The 14,077-nt window shown below is 60.9% G+C and carries 16 protein-coding genes; 8 read left to right on the forward strand and 8 right to left on the reverse strand.

Annotation, left to right across the window (positions count from 1 at the left end):
* Window positions 1-113: 113 nt before the first annotated feature.
* On the forward strand, window positions 114-680 hold the full coding sequence (locus AB4O45_RS20565) for a nitroreductase family protein (RefSeq protein ID WP_056783730.1): 567 nt from the start codon (window positions 114-116) through the stop codon (window positions 678-680).
* Window positions 681-894: 214 nt separating this feature from the next.
* Here AB4O45_RS20565 and AB4O45_RS20570 read toward each other — a convergent pair whose 3' ends face one another.
* The 6 genes from AB4O45_RS20570 to AB4O45_RS20595 form a co-directional block, all read right to left on the reverse strand.
* Window positions 895-2,235, reverse strand: a complete 1,341-nt coding sequence (locus tag AB4O45_RS20570; RefSeq protein ID WP_236167940.1) for a sensor histidine kinase — start codon at window positions 2,233-2,235, stop codon at window positions 895-897.
* Between the two features lie 176 nt (window positions 2,236-2,411).
* A complete protein-coding gene (locus AB4O45_RS20575) occupies window positions 2,412-2,864 on the reverse strand; it encodes a Spy/CpxP family protein refolding chaperone (RefSeq protein WP_042607494.1) in 453 nt (150 codons plus the stop codon).
* 259 nt (window positions 2,865-3,123) lie between these two features.
* Window positions 3,124-3,801 carry a response regulator transcription factor gene (locus AB4O45_RS20580; RefSeq protein ID WP_016771129.1) on the reverse strand — a complete coding sequence of 226 codons (678 nt, stop codon included), beginning with the start codon at window positions 3,799-3,801 and terminating at the stop codon, window positions 3,124-3,126.
* Window positions 3,802-3,808: 7 nt separating this feature from the next.
* A complete protein-coding gene (locus tag AB4O45_RS20585; RefSeq protein ID WP_460160482.1) occupies window positions 3,809-4,219 on the reverse strand; it encodes a translation initiation factor 2 in 411 nt (136 codons plus the stop codon).
* Between the two features lie 108 nt (window positions 4,220-4,327).
* On the reverse strand, window positions 4,328-4,627 hold the full coding sequence (locus tag AB4O45_RS20590) for a YciI family protein (RefSeq protein ID WP_016771127.1): 300 nt from the start codon (window positions 4,625-4,627) through the stop codon (window positions 4,328-4,330).
* Window position 4,628: 1 nt separating this feature from the next.
* The gene (locus tag AB4O45_RS20595; protein WP_024012071.1) at window positions 4,629-5,225 is read right to left on the reverse strand and encodes a septation protein A; all 597 of its coding nucleotides are present in this window, start codon (window positions 5,223-5,225) and stop codon (window positions 4,629-4,631) included.
* Between the two features lie 87 nt (window positions 5,226-5,312).
* On the opposite strand from AB4O45_RS20595, the gene AB4O45_RS20600 reads away from it, so the two are divergent.
* The 6 genes from AB4O45_RS20600 to rluB all read left to right on the forward strand — a co-directional run bounded on the left by AB4O45_RS20600 (window position 5,313) and on the right by rluB (window position 10,316).
* Window positions 5,313-6,176, forward strand: coding sequence for a PHP domain-containing protein (locus AB4O45_RS20600; protein ID WP_252868989.1), 864 nt, complete (start codon window positions 5,313-5,315; stop codon window positions 6,174-6,176).
* Between the two features lie 13 nt (window positions 6,177-6,189).
* Window positions 6,190-6,819, forward strand: a complete 630-nt coding sequence (locus AB4O45_RS20605; protein ID WP_041478985.1) for an L-threonylcarbamoyladenylate synthase — start codon at window positions 6,190-6,192, stop codon at window positions 6,817-6,819.
* A 123-nt stretch (window positions 6,820-6,942) separates the two neighbouring features.
* Window positions 6,943-7,641 (forward strand): segregation and condensation protein A, encoded by a 699-nt coding sequence (locus AB4O45_RS20610; RefSeq protein ID WP_172828192.1) that lies wholly within the window; start codon window positions 6,943-6,945, stop codon window positions 7,639-7,641.
* Between the two features lie 11 nt (window positions 7,642-7,652).
* Window positions 7,653-8,618, forward strand: a complete 966-nt coding sequence (gene scpB / locus AB4O45_RS20615) for an SMC-Scp complex subunit ScpB (RefSeq protein ID WP_041478986.1) — start codon at window positions 7,653-7,655, stop codon at window positions 8,616-8,618.
* Between the two features lie 143 nt (window positions 8,619-8,761).
* Window positions 8,762-8,953: a DUF1289 domain-containing protein gene (locus tag AB4O45_RS20620; RefSeq protein ID WP_016771121.1), complete on the forward strand. Its 192-nt coding sequence runs from the start codon at window positions 8,762-8,764 to the stop codon at window positions 8,951-8,953.
* 142 nt (window positions 8,954-9,095) lie between these two features.
* Window positions 9,096-10,316, forward strand: coding sequence for a 23S rRNA pseudouridine(2605) synthase RluB (gene rluB, locus AB4O45_RS20625; protein ID WP_041478987.1), 1,221 nt, complete (start codon window positions 9,096-9,098; stop codon window positions 10,314-10,316).
* A gap of 196 nt (window positions 10,317-10,512) precedes the next feature.
* Here rluB and AB4O45_RS20630 read toward each other — a convergent pair whose 3' ends face one another.
* Together AB4O45_RS20630 and AB4O45_RS20635 are read right to left on the reverse strand one after the other, a co-directional pair.
* Window positions 10,513-11,478, reverse strand: a complete 966-nt coding sequence (locus AB4O45_RS20630) for a M29 family metallopeptidase (RefSeq protein WP_076566543.1) — start codon at window positions 11,476-11,478, stop codon at window positions 10,513-10,515.
* 71 nt (window positions 11,479-11,549) lie between these two features.
* Window positions 11,550-11,687, reverse strand: coding sequence for a hypothetical protein (locus tag AB4O45_RS20635; protein ID WP_003222780.1), 138 nt, complete (start codon window positions 11,685-11,687; stop codon window positions 11,550-11,552).
* Between the two features lie 891 nt (window positions 11,688-12,578).
* On the opposite strand from AB4O45_RS20635, the gene AB4O45_RS20640 reads away from it, so the two are divergent.
* Entirely contained in the window at window positions 12,579-13,991 is a 1,413-nt protein-coding gene (locus AB4O45_RS20640; protein WP_252868992.1) for an amino acid permease, read from the forward strand.
* The last annotated feature ends 86 nt before the right edge of the window (window positions 13,992-14,077 follow it).

The raw sequence follows: 14,077 nt of genomic DNA on the forward strand, positions 1-14,077 counted from the left end.
CTCGGGCTGATTGAACAAGGGCGCCATTCTACCTGTGGGGCAAGGCATGTAAACCGGCAGGCGCTGCGCAGTTGCAGCTAGAATAGCTGCACATTTTTCAAAGGAGGTGGCCGATGCAGGCTCTCGACGCGTTGCTCAACCGTGTTTCCGTTCCCCGCCTGGTCGAACCGGCCCCTACTGCCGAGCAGCGCGAAGCCCTGTTCGGCGCGGCCTTGCGTGCCCCGGATCACGGGCACTTGCAGCCGTACCGCTTTTTGACCGTCGAAGGCGCAGCGCGTGAGCAAATGGGCGAGTTGCTGGCCGAGGCGGCCCGCCAGCAGGGCGGTGAAGTCACCGACGCGATGATCGACAAGGCGCGCAACGGCCCACTGCGCGCGCCGCTGGTGGTTGTGGTCATCGCGAAATTGCAGGAACACGTGAAATACCCGAAGGCCGAGCAACTGCTCACGGCCGGCTGTGCGGCCCACGGGATTTTGCTCGCGGCGTATGCGCAGGGGATTGGCGCGGTGTGGCGCACCGGGGATCTGGCGTACTCCAAGCATGTGGCCGAAGGCCTGGGGCTGGTGGAAGGCGAGGAGGTGATCGCGTTCCTCTATCTCGGCACGCCGCAGAAAGAGCCGCGCGTGGCGGAGAAGGTTGATCTGGCTGAGTTCGTCAGCGCCTGGCCAGGTAAGGTCTGAAGATCAAAAGCCCCTCACCCTAACCCTCTCCCAGAGGAAGAGGGGACTGATTGGGGGATGCTTTGGAATTACACCGACCTGAGCGTCCTTCGCTGAATCCAGCGTCGGGATACCGGACGTCTGGTTTCTGCGAATCCATAAGGTCGATGCACAACGGCAGACAACTCGCTCGGCCCCCTCTCCCTCCGGGAGAGGGTTGGGGTGAGGGGCTTTTTCAGGGCTGGACCACGACTCCCGGTACCAGCGGCAATTCCAGACTCGCCACAAAGCCGCCCTGCGGATGATTGGCCAGCGTCAGCGTGCCGCCATGCCGTTCTGCCGCGCGTTTGGCGATCGCCAGCCCCAGGCCATGCCCGGCAGCGGTCTGCCCCGGCGCCCGGTAGAACGGCTCGCCCAACTGACTCAGATGTTCGGTCTGCACCCCCGGCCCGTGGTCGCGCACGCTGATGACAATCCGCTCTCCCTGCCGCGCAGCCTGCAATTCGATTGGCTGATCGCTCGGGTTGAAGCGCTGGGCGTTGCGCAGCAGATTATCCACGGCGCGCTCGATCATCGTCGGCCAGCCTTTGAGATTCAGTTGTGACTCAGCTTGCAGGCGTACGGTCTGCTCGGGAGAGCCCAACTGCGCATCCTTTTGCAGTGTGGCGAGCAACGCATTCAGGTCGACTTCTTCAGCGCTGGCATTGTCGGCATCGACTCGCGCCAGCACCAGAATTTCACTGATCAACGCCTCCAGCCGATCGCATTCGCGGGTCAGGCGTGGCCACAGTTTTTCGCGCTCTTGCGGGTTGGCGCGCTCGGCCAAAGCCAACGCGATGCGCAGGCGCGCCAGTGGTGAGCGCAGTTCATGGGAGACATCGCGCAGCAACTGGCGCTGACTGCCGATCAGGCTTTGCAGGCGCGCGCCCATCCGGTTGAAATCGGTGGCCAGCACGCCGAATTCGTCGCGGCGGTTGGCGAGTTTCGCCAGACTGTTCTGCTGATAAGTCGTCTGCCCCAGATCATGCACCGCGCCGCGCAAGCGACTGAGCGGGCGGGTGATGGAGAAAGTCACGAGCAAACTGAACAGGGTCAGCACCACCAGCGCAATACCCAGCGCACTCAGTGGCCAGAGCAGACTTTCGCGGTGCCAGGCGTCGAGTTCCGGGTGCGGGATGCGGTAGATGAACAGGTAGGTGTCACCGGTTTTTTCGCTGGTGATTTCGTCGGTCAGGCGCCGCCACGGCAGGCGGCGATCGTCGTTGTTCTGCCGCGCCTCGAATGCTGCGGCGCGGCGCGGGAAGGTGCCACGCACCACCGGATCGCCGGTTTCGTTGAGCACCTGAACGTCGATGTGATACTGGCGTTTACGTTGTTCGAGGATGTCCTGGGCGGCTTCTTCGCCTTGGGTTTCGTAAGTCTGCGTCCATTCCGCCGCCAGCGTGTTGAGGCCGGGATGGCGGCTGAGAATCCACGCGTCCTGATTGAGCATGTGCCCGAGCAGGATCGACAGCCCGGCTACCAGAGCGATGGCCAGCCAGAAGCTCGCAAGAATCCGCCAGAACAGTGAACGCACAGAAAATCCTCAAAAAACACACCGTTCAAATGTGGGAGCGAGCCTGCTCGCGAAGGCGTAGTGTCAGTCAATCCATCGCTGGCTGATACACCGCCGTCGCGAGCAGGCTCGCTCCCACATTCGATTTGAATGGAACAGGCCCGACGAGGTAAGTCGTCGGGCCCGGGGTCAAGCCATTATTGCGCCTTTTGTGCCTGCTGCGCTTTCCAGGCCTTGAACTCGGCCCACTCGGCGCGGCGTTCGGCGCGTTTCTTCTGGATTTCGTCGAACTGCTTCTGTTGCTCGGGTTTGAGCAGTGCCCGGACATCGGACTCGGCTTTCTTGTGGTTGGCCGCGATCTCGTCCTTCATGGCTTTCTGGTCGGCCGGCGAGAGTTTTTCCAGGTACTTGTCGACCACCTGCTTACGCTCGTGCATCTGCTCGCCCATGATCTTGCGAATCTGCTCGCGTTGTTCGCGGGTCAGGTCGAGCTGGCTGTACGGACCTTTGCCGTGCATGCCGCCGTGCATCTGACCGCCGTGGCGCGGGCCATCCAGTGGACCACCCAGCGGACCGCCATCCTGCGGCATGGCCATGGCCACGGTTGGCAGAGCGGCAGCGAACATCAGAGCGATAAGAGTCTTGCGCATGGTGTATCTCCTTGTCTCGTTCCCGGTACGTTCCGGATGAGTGCAGATTACGCAGATCAAGGTCAACGGCGGTCAGCGCAGCGTAAAGCTTCGGTAAAGACGTTTCGTGCCCGGCCTTACACATATCCAGTGCAGGAGGTGCTGAAGGCTGCGATCTGATCGTTCCCACGCTCTGCGTAGGAATGCAGCCGAGGACGCTCTGCGTCCTGCAGCCTGAAGATCGCCGCCTTGGGCAGCTTGTACACGGAACAAGATGGTTTTACAGGCTGTAGTAGTAACCACGGCTACGCAGCGCAACGATGCGCGGGCGGCCGTCGGGGTGGGGGCCGATTTTTTTGCGCAGGTTGCTGACGTGCATGTCGAGGCTGCGGTCGTACAGGGTCAGCTTGCGGCCGAGGGCCAGTTGCGCCAGTTCCTGTTTGTCCAGCGGCTCGCCCGGCTGTTTGAGCAGGGCTTCGAGCAGGCGGCTTTCGGAGACGGTCAGGGTCAGTTCTTTTTCGTCGATGCTGACCACGCCGCGCACCGGGCTGAAACTCAGGTCGCCCAGCTCGAGCTGCGTCGAAACGGCTGCCGGGTGGCTGCGGCGCAACACGGCACGCAGGCGCGCGGTCAGTTCGCGGGGGTCGCAGGGTTTGGCTAGGTAATCGTCGGCGCCCAGTTCGAGGCCGAGGATGCGGTCCAGCGGTTCGCCACGCGCTGATAGCATCAGCACCGGGAGGTCGGCGTGGTCGTTGCGCAATTGCTTGAGCAGTTCCAGACCGCTGCCGTCGGGCAGCATCACGTCCAGCACTACCGCCGCCGGGGCGGTTTCGGCCAACGCCTTGCGGGCGCTCTGGCCGTCGTGGCAGGCGCGCACCTGGAAGCCTTCCTGGCTCAACCAGCTACTCAGGAGTTCGCACAACTCCTGGTCATCATCAATCAATAACAGCTCGCTCATGACTCACTCAATTTAGCCATTGCCGACGTTTTCGGCTTGCACCGCTGGCAAAGATACCGCAGAGCAGCGCCAATAGCGCTACCCCGGCGCCAGTGACGAACCACTGCTGTTGATCGGTCAGCAAACGCGGCAGCGGGCTGGCCTGGGCTTCCTTGAGTTGCAGCTTCAGACGCTGGTTCTCCTGGCGCAGCCGGGCGAGCTGGGCGCTTTCGCGAGTGTTGTCGGCATTTTGCAGTTGTTTGTTCAGTTCTTCGCGCTGCTGTTCACTGGCCTTCAGCCGCTGCTGCAGCTCGGGGATCTGGCTGCCGGCGCTCAATGACAATGGCGTGGAGCTGCCGCCTTCGGTGGTTTCCTCACCATGGGCGGGGGCCATGATCGACAACGTGAGCAACATCAGACACAACGGACCCTTGCGCATCGCGACACCTGTTTCCAAATGGATATTGGGCAGGTTGTCGGCAGGCAAACGAGAATAATGAGCGATTGAGAGCGCGATGAACCGAGAAGGTTCATCGCGTGGCAGGACTTAAGGCAGGACTTGCTTGAACGGCTTGACGATCACATTGGCGTAAACGCCAGCGGCGATGTACGGGTCGGCATCGGCCCAGGCCTGAGCGGCGCTGAGGGAGTCGAACTCGGCGACGATCAGGCTGCCGGTGAACCCCGCTGCGCCCGGATCATTGCTGTCGACCGCCGGGTGCGGGCCGGCCAGCACGATGCGGCCTTCGCCCTTGAGCGCTTGCAGGCGTTCCAGATGCGCCGGGCGCGCGGACAGGCGAGCTTCGAGCGAGTTGGCAACGTCGGTGGCAATGATGGCGTAGAGCATGTCAGTCCTCGGTTTTTGGCGTTGTGGTATCGGTGTCATGCAGATGGCGCGACAGGTAAACGCCCTGTGCGACCAGGAACAGCACGGTCATGCCCAGGCTGCCGAACACCTTGAAGTCGACCCAGATGCTCTGAAAGGTGAAAGCGACGAACAGGTTGGCGGCGCCGCAGAACAGGAAGAACGCGATCCAGGCGATGTTCAGGCGGGTCCAGACCGGGTCCGGCAGGGTCAGCGCGTGACCCATGATGCGTTTGATCAGCAAGCGATCGCCGATGAAGTGGCTACCGATGAACGCCGCAGCGAACAGCCAGTTGACCACCGGCGCTTTCCATTTCAGGAAGGTTTCGCTGTGGAAGGCCAGCGTCAGGCTGCCGAATACCAGACAGGCGATCAGCGTCAGCCACTGGCTCTTTTCCAGCTTGCGCTGCTTGATGAACAGCGCGCCGTACACCACCAGGGAACTGATGATCAGCATCGCCGTGGCGCTGTAGATACCGCCTACGGTCACTTGCTGGCCGGCAATGTCGACGACCCGTGGATCAAGTTTGTAAACGATGAAGAACAGCAGAAGCGGGATGAAATCGATGAATTGTTTCACAGTGAGAGCCAGAAGCTGGATGTGGCGGCATAATAACAAACATATGGGCGCGCGATAGCGCCAGCTGATTTGAGGTTACAACTCCCCGTGAATGTTGATTTGCACTGCCACAGCACGGCCTCCGATGGCGCCCTGGCGCCTGCGGTTCTGGTTGCGCGTGCGTTCGAAAACGGCGTGCGAGTCCTGGCGTTGACCGACCACGACACTCTTGAGGGGCTCGCCGAGGCGCGTGCTGCCGCCACCGAGTTGGGCATGCAACTGGTCAACGGCGTCGAATTGTCCTGCACCTGGGGCGGGGCGACCATTCACGTATTGGGCTACGGTTTCGACGTCAACGCCGCGCCGTTGGTTGAAGCGATCGCCAAATTGCACGATGGCCGCTGGCTGCGGTCGGAAGAAATAAGCCGCAAGCTCGCACTCAAGGGGATGCCCGGTGCCCTCGACGGCGCCCGGCAGATCCAGCAGGAACTGGGTGACAGCGGCAACGCGCCGGCCCGGCCGCATTTCGCCGACTGGATGGTGCGTGAAGGTTATGTAAAGGATCGCGCCGAGGCATTTCGCAAATGGCTCGGCGCCGGCAAACTCGGCGATGTCAAACTGCACTGGCCGACGCTGGAAGACACTGTCGGAACCCTGCGCGCCGCCGGTGCCTGGGTCAGCCTGGCGCATCCATGGCACTACGATTTCACCCGTAGCAAGCGCCGAAAGCTGATTGCCGACTATATTCAAGCAGGCGGGCATGCTATCGAGGTGGTCAATGGCCATCAGCCCGCAGAACAGGTGGGCAGCCTGGCGATCCTTGCCCGTGAGTTCGGTCTGCTGGTCAGCGCCGGCAGTGACTTCCATGGCCCTGGCGGCTGGTCCGAGATCGGCCAGTACCGGCCGGTTCCCGAGGACCTTCCACCCCTGTGGTGTCGGTTCAAACATGACACAGATATTGCCGCCGTCTGAACAGGTAGAGAATGTGAGTCAATTTTTCCAGATACATCCGGAAAACCCGCAAGCGCGCCTGATCAAACAGGCGGTCGAGATCATCCGCAAAGGCGGGGTGGTGATTTATCCCACGGACTCGTCCTACGCCATTGGTTGCCAGATTGGCGACAAGACCGCCATCGAGCGTGTGCGACGTCTGCGTCAGCTCGATGAAAAGCACAACTTCGCGCTGATCTGCAGCGACCTGTCGCAACTGGGCAATTACGCCAAGATCGACACCGGCACCTTCCGCATTCTCAAGGCGCACCTGCCGGGGCCTTACACCTTTATTCTCAACGCCACCCGCGAAGTGCCGCGCCTGTTGCTGCATCCGAAAAAACGCACCATCGGCCTGCGCGTGCCAAGCCATCCGATCGCGCTGGCGCTGCTGGCCGAACTCGGCGAGCCGCTGATGAGCGTGACGCTGATCATGCCCGGCGATGAAGACCCACTTACCGATCCCTACGAAATGCGCCAGTTGCTCGAGCACCAGGTCGATCTGATCATCGACGGCGGCTTCGGCGGCATCAAAGCCTCGACGGTGATTGACCTGACCGGCGACGACCCGGAAGTGGTCCGCGTCGGTTGCGGCGATCCGACGCCGTTCATGGTCGAGGCCTGAATGTCCGCAGTGGAAACCGTGGTCGATCCCCAGGCCGGCGCCCAGCAGGAACTGCCGTTCGCGATGGTCTATGGTCAGGCGGTCATGGAAATGCCGCTGGACCTGTACATCCCGCCGGATGCGCTGGAAGTCTTCCTTGAAGCCTTCGAAGGCCCGCTCGACCTGCTGCTGTACCTGATCCGCAAACAGAACATCAACATCCTCGACATCCCGGTGGCGGAAATCACTCGCCAGTACATGGGCTACGTCGAGTTGATGCAATCGGTGCGTCTGGAGTTGGCCGCCGAATACCTGGTGATGGCGGCGATGCTCGCCGAGATCAAGTCGCGCATGCTTCTGCCGCGCGCTGAAACCGTCGAAGATGAAGAAGACGATCCACGCGCCGAACTGATCCGCCGCTTGCAGGAATACGAGCGTTTCAAGGCTGCTGCCGAAGGTATCGATGGGTTGAGCCGGGTGGGTCGCGATGTGATCGTGCCCAAGCTCGACGCCCCAGAAGCGCGGGCGCGCAAGCTGTTGCCCGACGTCGCGCTGGAAGAGATTCTGATGTGCATGGCCGAGGTGCTGCGCCGTGGCGACATGTTCGAAAGCCACCAGGTCAGTCGCGAAGCGCTGTCCACCCGCGAACGCATGAGCGATGTGCTGGAACGGCTCAAGGGCGGCGGCTTCGTGCCGTTTGTCGAGCTGTTCACCGCTGAAGAAGGCCGCCTGGGTGTGGTGGTGACCTTCATGGCGATCCTTGAACTGGTCAAGGAATCCTTGGTCGAGCTGGTGCAGAATGAGCCGTTCGCTGCGATCCACGTGCGAGCCCGAGCCGAATAACGAGTCCCTGTATGAACCTGACTGAACCCCGCGAGCTGGCGTCCCTGCTTGAAGCCTTTCTGTTGGCCTCGGGAAAGCCGCAGTCCCTTGAGCGCCTGTATGAACTGTTTGAAGAAGGCGAGCGGCCGGAGCCGGCGGTCTTCAAGAAAGCCCTGACCCTGCTCGGCAAGTCCTGCGAGGGCCGCGCCTTTGAACTCAAGGAAGTCTCGTCGGGCTATCGCTTGCAGATCCGCGAGAAGTTTTCACCGTGGGTCGGCCGTCTCTGGGAAGAGCGCCCGCAGCGCTATTCCCGTGCGTTGCTGGAGACCATCGCGCTGATCGCCTATCGCCAGCCGATCACCCGTGGCGAGATCGAAGACGTGCGTGGCGTGGCGGTCAACAGCAACATCGTCAAGACCTTGCTCGAGCGTGAGTGGATCCGCGTCGTCGGCTATCGGGACGTGCCGGGCAAACCGGCGATGTTCGCCACGACCAAGGCGTTTCTCGATCACTTCAACCTGAAAAACCTTGAAGATCTGCCGCCGCTGGCCGAGCTGCGCGAGATGGAAGCCGAGCCGGTGCTCGATTTCGACGACGCGCCGGTGCCGCAGAGCCTGCAGGAACTGGCCGACGCCAGCGCCGAACCGGAGGAGGAGAAGGAAGAAACCAGTTTCCATTCCCTGCTGCTGGAGCTGGACAGCATGGAAGAGGGCATCAAAACCGATTTCGACGATTTGCTGCGCGATGCGGTGGATGGCGAAGCGCCGGTGGCTGAGCCTGAGATCATCGAGCCGGTTGTTGAAGCTGAAGTTGAACTTGAAGCGGCGCCTGACGCCGAACCGGAAGAAGACATTCTCGGTGTCGCCGAGGCCCGCGAGAAGCTCCTGGCCGCCGTTGCCGCCCTCGAACAGCCTGAACCGGAACTCAGCGAAGAAGAAGCCGAAGCCCGCGCACTGGCCGAGGCGATCGAAGCCGAACGGCGCGAGTTCGAAGACTGACGCCTATCGAGAAACCAGTGAAGACGCTGTGGGAGCGAGCCTGCTCGCGAAGGCGGTGTGTCAGATACATTAATGCTGAATGACAACGGGCCTTCGCGAGCAGGCTCGCTCCCACAGGGTGAAATGTCGTTCTGGAGATTGCGATGAGCTCAACCAAAGACCCCTGTATCAGCCTCTGCAAATTCTCCGACGACATCTGCCTGGGTTGCGGTCGCAGCAAGCGCGAGATCAAGGCCTGGAAGAAGCTCGACAAGGACGACAAACGCACGGTGCTGGCCGAAGCCGCGCTGCGCCTGATCAAACTCGGCGGTGCCGGTCGGCGGAAAAAGAAATAACCGGCAATCGATCAGCTAGTCTCTGATGCGCGATGGCGCACATCCGCGTATGATTCGCGACCCTTCGCCGATCCCTTCGGCCTGGACCCAGTTTTCAATACTTCAGGCGCCGCCTGAACAGACCACACCGGGAGGTGCCCAGATGAGTGACATCAATCAGAAAGACGACCAGGAAATCGGCCCAGCAGGCGAAAAGCTGCAGAAGGTCCTCGCCCGTATCGGCGTCGGCTCGCGCCGTGACGTGGAATCCTGGATCAGCCAGGGCCGGATCAAGGTCAATGGCAAAGACGCCACCCTCGGCCTGCGCGTCGACATGCACGACGCCATCACCATCGATGGCAAAGTGATCAAACGCGAAGAGGCCGCCGAGTCGGTGCGCCGCGTGATCATGTACAACAAGCCCGACGGCGAAATCTGCACCCGTGACGACCCGGAAGGCCGTCCGACCGTGTTCGACAAGCTGCCGCGCCCCAAAGAAGGCCGCTGGATCAACATCGGCCGTCTCGACATCAACACCACCGGTCTGCTGATGTTCACCACTGACGGTGAGCTGGCCAACCGTCTGATGCACCCGTCCTACGAGATGGACCGCGAGTACGCCGTGCGTGTACGCGGTGAAGTCGACGACGAGATGATCGAACGCCTGAAGGCCGGCGTGGTGCTGGAAGACGGCCCGGCGCGTTTCACCGACATTCAACAGGCGCCGGGCGGTGAAGGCTTCAACCATTGGTACCACTGCGTGGTCATGGAAGGGCGCAACCGTGAAGTGCGTCGTCTGTGGGAATCGCAGGGTCTGGTGGTCAGCCGTCTGAAGCGCGTGCGTTTCGGTCCGGTGTTCCTCAACTCCGACCTGCCGATGGGCCGCTGGCGCGAAATGAGCCAGTACGAAGTCGACGTCCTCAGCGCCGAAGTCGGCCTGACGCCGGTGGCAATGCCGCAGCTGAACGCCAAGAGCAAGGACAAGCTCGAACGCATGCAGCGCAAATCGTCGCGGCCGATGGCCAAGACCGAGCGCGTACGCACCCTGCGTCCAGCCGCCGGCGCACCGACCGCGCCGCGCCCGAGCCGTGAGCCGCAGATCGAAGGCGAGCGTCCAGGTCGCAAGCCAGTCGCCCGTGACGGCGAGCGCGCACCGCGTCCGGCCAATGGCCGTACTGAGCGTGGCGAACGCGGCGCTCCTGCCGGTCGCGGTACGCCGGTAGCGGATCGTCCAGCCGACACCACCAACAAGCGCCCGGCCAAACCGGCGCCGAAGCGCCCGGGGATCAAACTGGTCGACGGCGACAAGCCCTCGGGCAAGCGTCGCGGCGCACCGGCCGGTTCCGGTCAGCGCCCGGGTTTCGGTCGCAAAAAGCCGGAATAAGGCAGCTGTGAGTTACTAGCTGCAAGCTGCAAGTTGAAGCAAAAACGCCAACCTTAGGGTTGGCGTTTTTTTTCGTCTGGCGAAACTCATGTAGCGTCTGATTGGGCCTCTTCGCGAGCAGGCTCGCTCCCACATTGGAGTTGCGTCGAACATAAATCCCTGTGGGAGCGAGCCTGCTCGCGAAGGCGTCAGTCGCCTAAAACACAAATCGGCCATCGAAAACCGGCTTGTCATCCAGCGCCAACACCCCGCCCGAAAAGATCAGATCCAGGTGATGACTGCCCTTGGCGCCACCGCCTAATCCGAGATGCAACCCACAATGCCGCTCCTCAAACCCGGCATTGCGCGCATACAGATCCTTCACGCCTTCGTTGGTGCCAATCCCCAACTCCTCAATCCGCCGGTTCGACGGGTTGGCATCCAGGTACTTGTTGAAATCATGTTCCAGCCCCGGCACGTCGGTGGCGATGCGGCTGATGGTCGAGTTCTCGATCCACAGCTCCAGCGGCGATTCCAGCACGCCGTACTTGCGCGCGAAGGGGATGGTGCTGAGGAAGGTGCCCTTGAACTTCACGTGGCCATTGATGGCTTCGCTATGGGTGGCGATTTCGCCGGGGGCGAGGTCGAAGTTGCCGACGCCATTGATGTCGGTCCACTTCTTGATGCTGCTCATCGGCGTTTCGAACCATGAGCCGTGGTCATCCTTGAAACTCAGCGTGGTCGCCTGGGACATGCGCTGGATCAGGTGACTGTTGAGCCCGGCGATGCGTTGCGGGGTGATGCTGAAGGTGTCGTAGAAATAGTCGCCGTAATCCTTGAACAGCAGCGACTTCTTCCAGTTTTCCGCCATCACCGCTTGCAGCGCACGAACGAATTCCGGGCCGTCGGGGCGTGGGTTGGGCAGGGTGGAAGAGTCGTAGAAGAAAATGTACAGATCGCTGTCGGCAATCGCCGCGGACAGCGCTGCGGTGCTTTCCAGGTCCAGACGCCGGGCGCTGAACTGAAAGCGCGGATGCTCGCCGGCCTGTTCGGCAATGGCGCCGGTCAGGGCTTCGTAATCGGCGGTGTGGCCAAGCATGACCTTCGCCGAGTCGAGGCCGGCGAGGGCAGGGTGATGTTCGAGGTAGTAAAGGAAATGCGAGATGGCGCGGGGCTTGTCCATGAATCCTCCCTGACTGACCGGGGAATGAAGCGGCAGGCACGACCGGCCGGACCGTGCCTGCCCGGGATGTCTTACAGAGGCCACATCGCCGTGCCGAACGGAACCACCGCGTCGGCTTGCATCATTTCCACAGCGGCCTCATGGGTTGGCGCTTCAAACCATTCGTCCAGTTGCAGTTCGGTATCCAAGTCTTTTTCCAATGCTTGCATGGTCGATCTCCTAGAGAATTTCACGGTTTATGACTGACCGGTCGAGGTGGCCGGTGAGACGTGAAAAACCTAGTTGAGGCTTTTTCGTAATGCAAAATTTTATCCATTTAATTTTTAAATAGACTTTTTGTTCTGTTTTTCAGGATCGGTTTTCTTATTTGAAAACAAAAAACTAGGCAGGCGAAATTGATAGCAAGCTAGCTACCGTCAATATGCAGACGTCCTTCGGAAATTTCTGATTCGGAAAATATTCGTTACGCGTTGTAAACAAAACGTGACGAATAGACCCCGCCGGAGCGGTGATTTCCCGCCTCCGCATCGGTTGTAAGGAAAAGCTTCCGTAAGCCGGGAGGACAGCTGCCGCGCAAGGCTCTGGCGCGCTTGTTTCCAGTGTTCAGGCAGGGTGTGATGCGCCCCATGCCTGTCGTGCAGGCGAATAACAAGAAGGAGGCGCAATGAACGCCGCGACTGATTTCCACTTCTCCCCGTGGGACGGTTTTTTCCTCGTCCCCGTCGATGGCCTGCAAAGGCCTGACTCATATTTTGCAGCCGCTCGGCACTGTCGAGGCGGACACGTGCAATCCCGGCAACCGACACGCTGATCAGGCGGGTCTGGCAGCAGGGGGTTAGCGGTGTACAATGCGCCGCGTTTTAACTGTGACCCTCTGCGTAATCGCAAAAATCTCGAGGCTATCCGCCTTGTTCACTCCGCCGCGCCACAAGCGTGCCGGGTTCGATTTCGTCACAGATAAAAACAAACAGGTGACGCATGACCGTTGTAAATGAGCTGAACTCCTGGTGCCTGCGCTGGGGTTTGATCGGGGCTGCCTGAAATCGCAACCTTGCAGCAACGTCTACTGAACATCATCAAACCTTGCGTGAGACCTTTTCATGAGTGGACAACCCTCGCAATCAGGCGAGCTTAAGCGCGGCCTGAAAAATCGCCATATTCAACTGATCGCCCTCGGTGGCGCGATCGGTACCGGATTGTTCCTCGGTTCTGCCGGGGTACTGAAATCCGCCGGCCCGTCGATGATCCTCGGCTACGCCATTTGCGGCTTCATCGCCTTCATGATCATGCGCCAGCTCGGCGAAATGATCGTCGAAGAGCCGGTGGCCGGTTCCTTCAGCCACTTCGCCCACAAATACTGGGGCGGTTTCGCCGGTTTCCTCTCGGGCTGGAACTGCTGGATTCTGTACATTCTGGTGGGCATGTCCGAGCTGACAGCGGTCGGCAAGTACATCCATTACTGGGCGCCGGACATCCCGACCTGGGTCTCCGCTGCTGCATTCTTCGTGCTGATCAACGCGATCAACCTGGCCAACGTCAAAGTCTTCGGTGAGGCCGAATTCTGGTTTGCGATCATCAAGGTCGTGGCCATCGTCGGCATGATCGCCCTGGGCAGCTACTTGCTGGTCAGCGGCCACGGCGGCCCGCAAGCCTCGGTGAGCAACCTGTGGTCCCACGGCGGTTTCTTCCCCAATGGGGTGAGCGGTCTGGTGATGGCCATGGCGATCATCATGTTCTCCTTCGGCGGTCTGGAAATGCTCGGTTTCACCGCCGCTGAAGCCGACAAGCCGAAAACCGTGATTCCGAAAGCGATCAACCAGGTGATCTACCGCATCCTGATTTTCTACATCGGCGCGCTGGTGATCCTGCTGTCGCTGACTCCTTGGGACAGCCTGCTGGAAACGCTCAACGCCTCGGGCGATTCCTACAGCGGCAGCCCGTTCGTACAAGTGTTCTCGATGCTCGGCAGCAACACCGCCGCGCACATTCTCAACTTCGTCGTGCTGACCGCCGCGCTGTCGGTGTACAACAGCGGCACCTACTGCAACAGCCGTATGCTGCTGGGGATGGCCGAGCAGGGCGATGCGCCAAAAGCTCTGGCGAAGATCGACAAGCGCGGCGTGCCGGTGCGTTCGATTCTGGCTTCGGCGGCAGTGACGCTGGTTGCCGTGTTGCTCAACTACCTGATCCCGCAGCACGCGCTGGAACTGCTGATGTCGCTGGTGGTTGCGACGCTGGTGATCAACTGGGCGATGATCAGCTACTCGCACTTCAAATTCCGCCAGCACATGAACCAGACCAGACAGACGCCGCTGTTCAAGGCGCTGTGGTACCCGTACGGCAACTTCGTCTGCCTGGCGTTCGTGGTGTTCATCCTCGGCGTGATGCTGCTGATCCCGGGGATTCAGATATCGGTATACGCGATTCCGGTGTGGGTGGTGTTCATGTGGGTCTGCTACCTGATCAAGAACAAGCGCAGTGCCCAGCAGGCGCTGCCAGTGATCGCCAAGTAACCGCTCAAGCAGAAACAGCAAACCCGGCCAGAGTGCCGGGTTTGTTGTTTTGAAATGGAAAAATCTGACATCACACCGAACCCTGT

This window comes from Pseudomonas sp. S2_B10, from assembly GCF_054668425.1.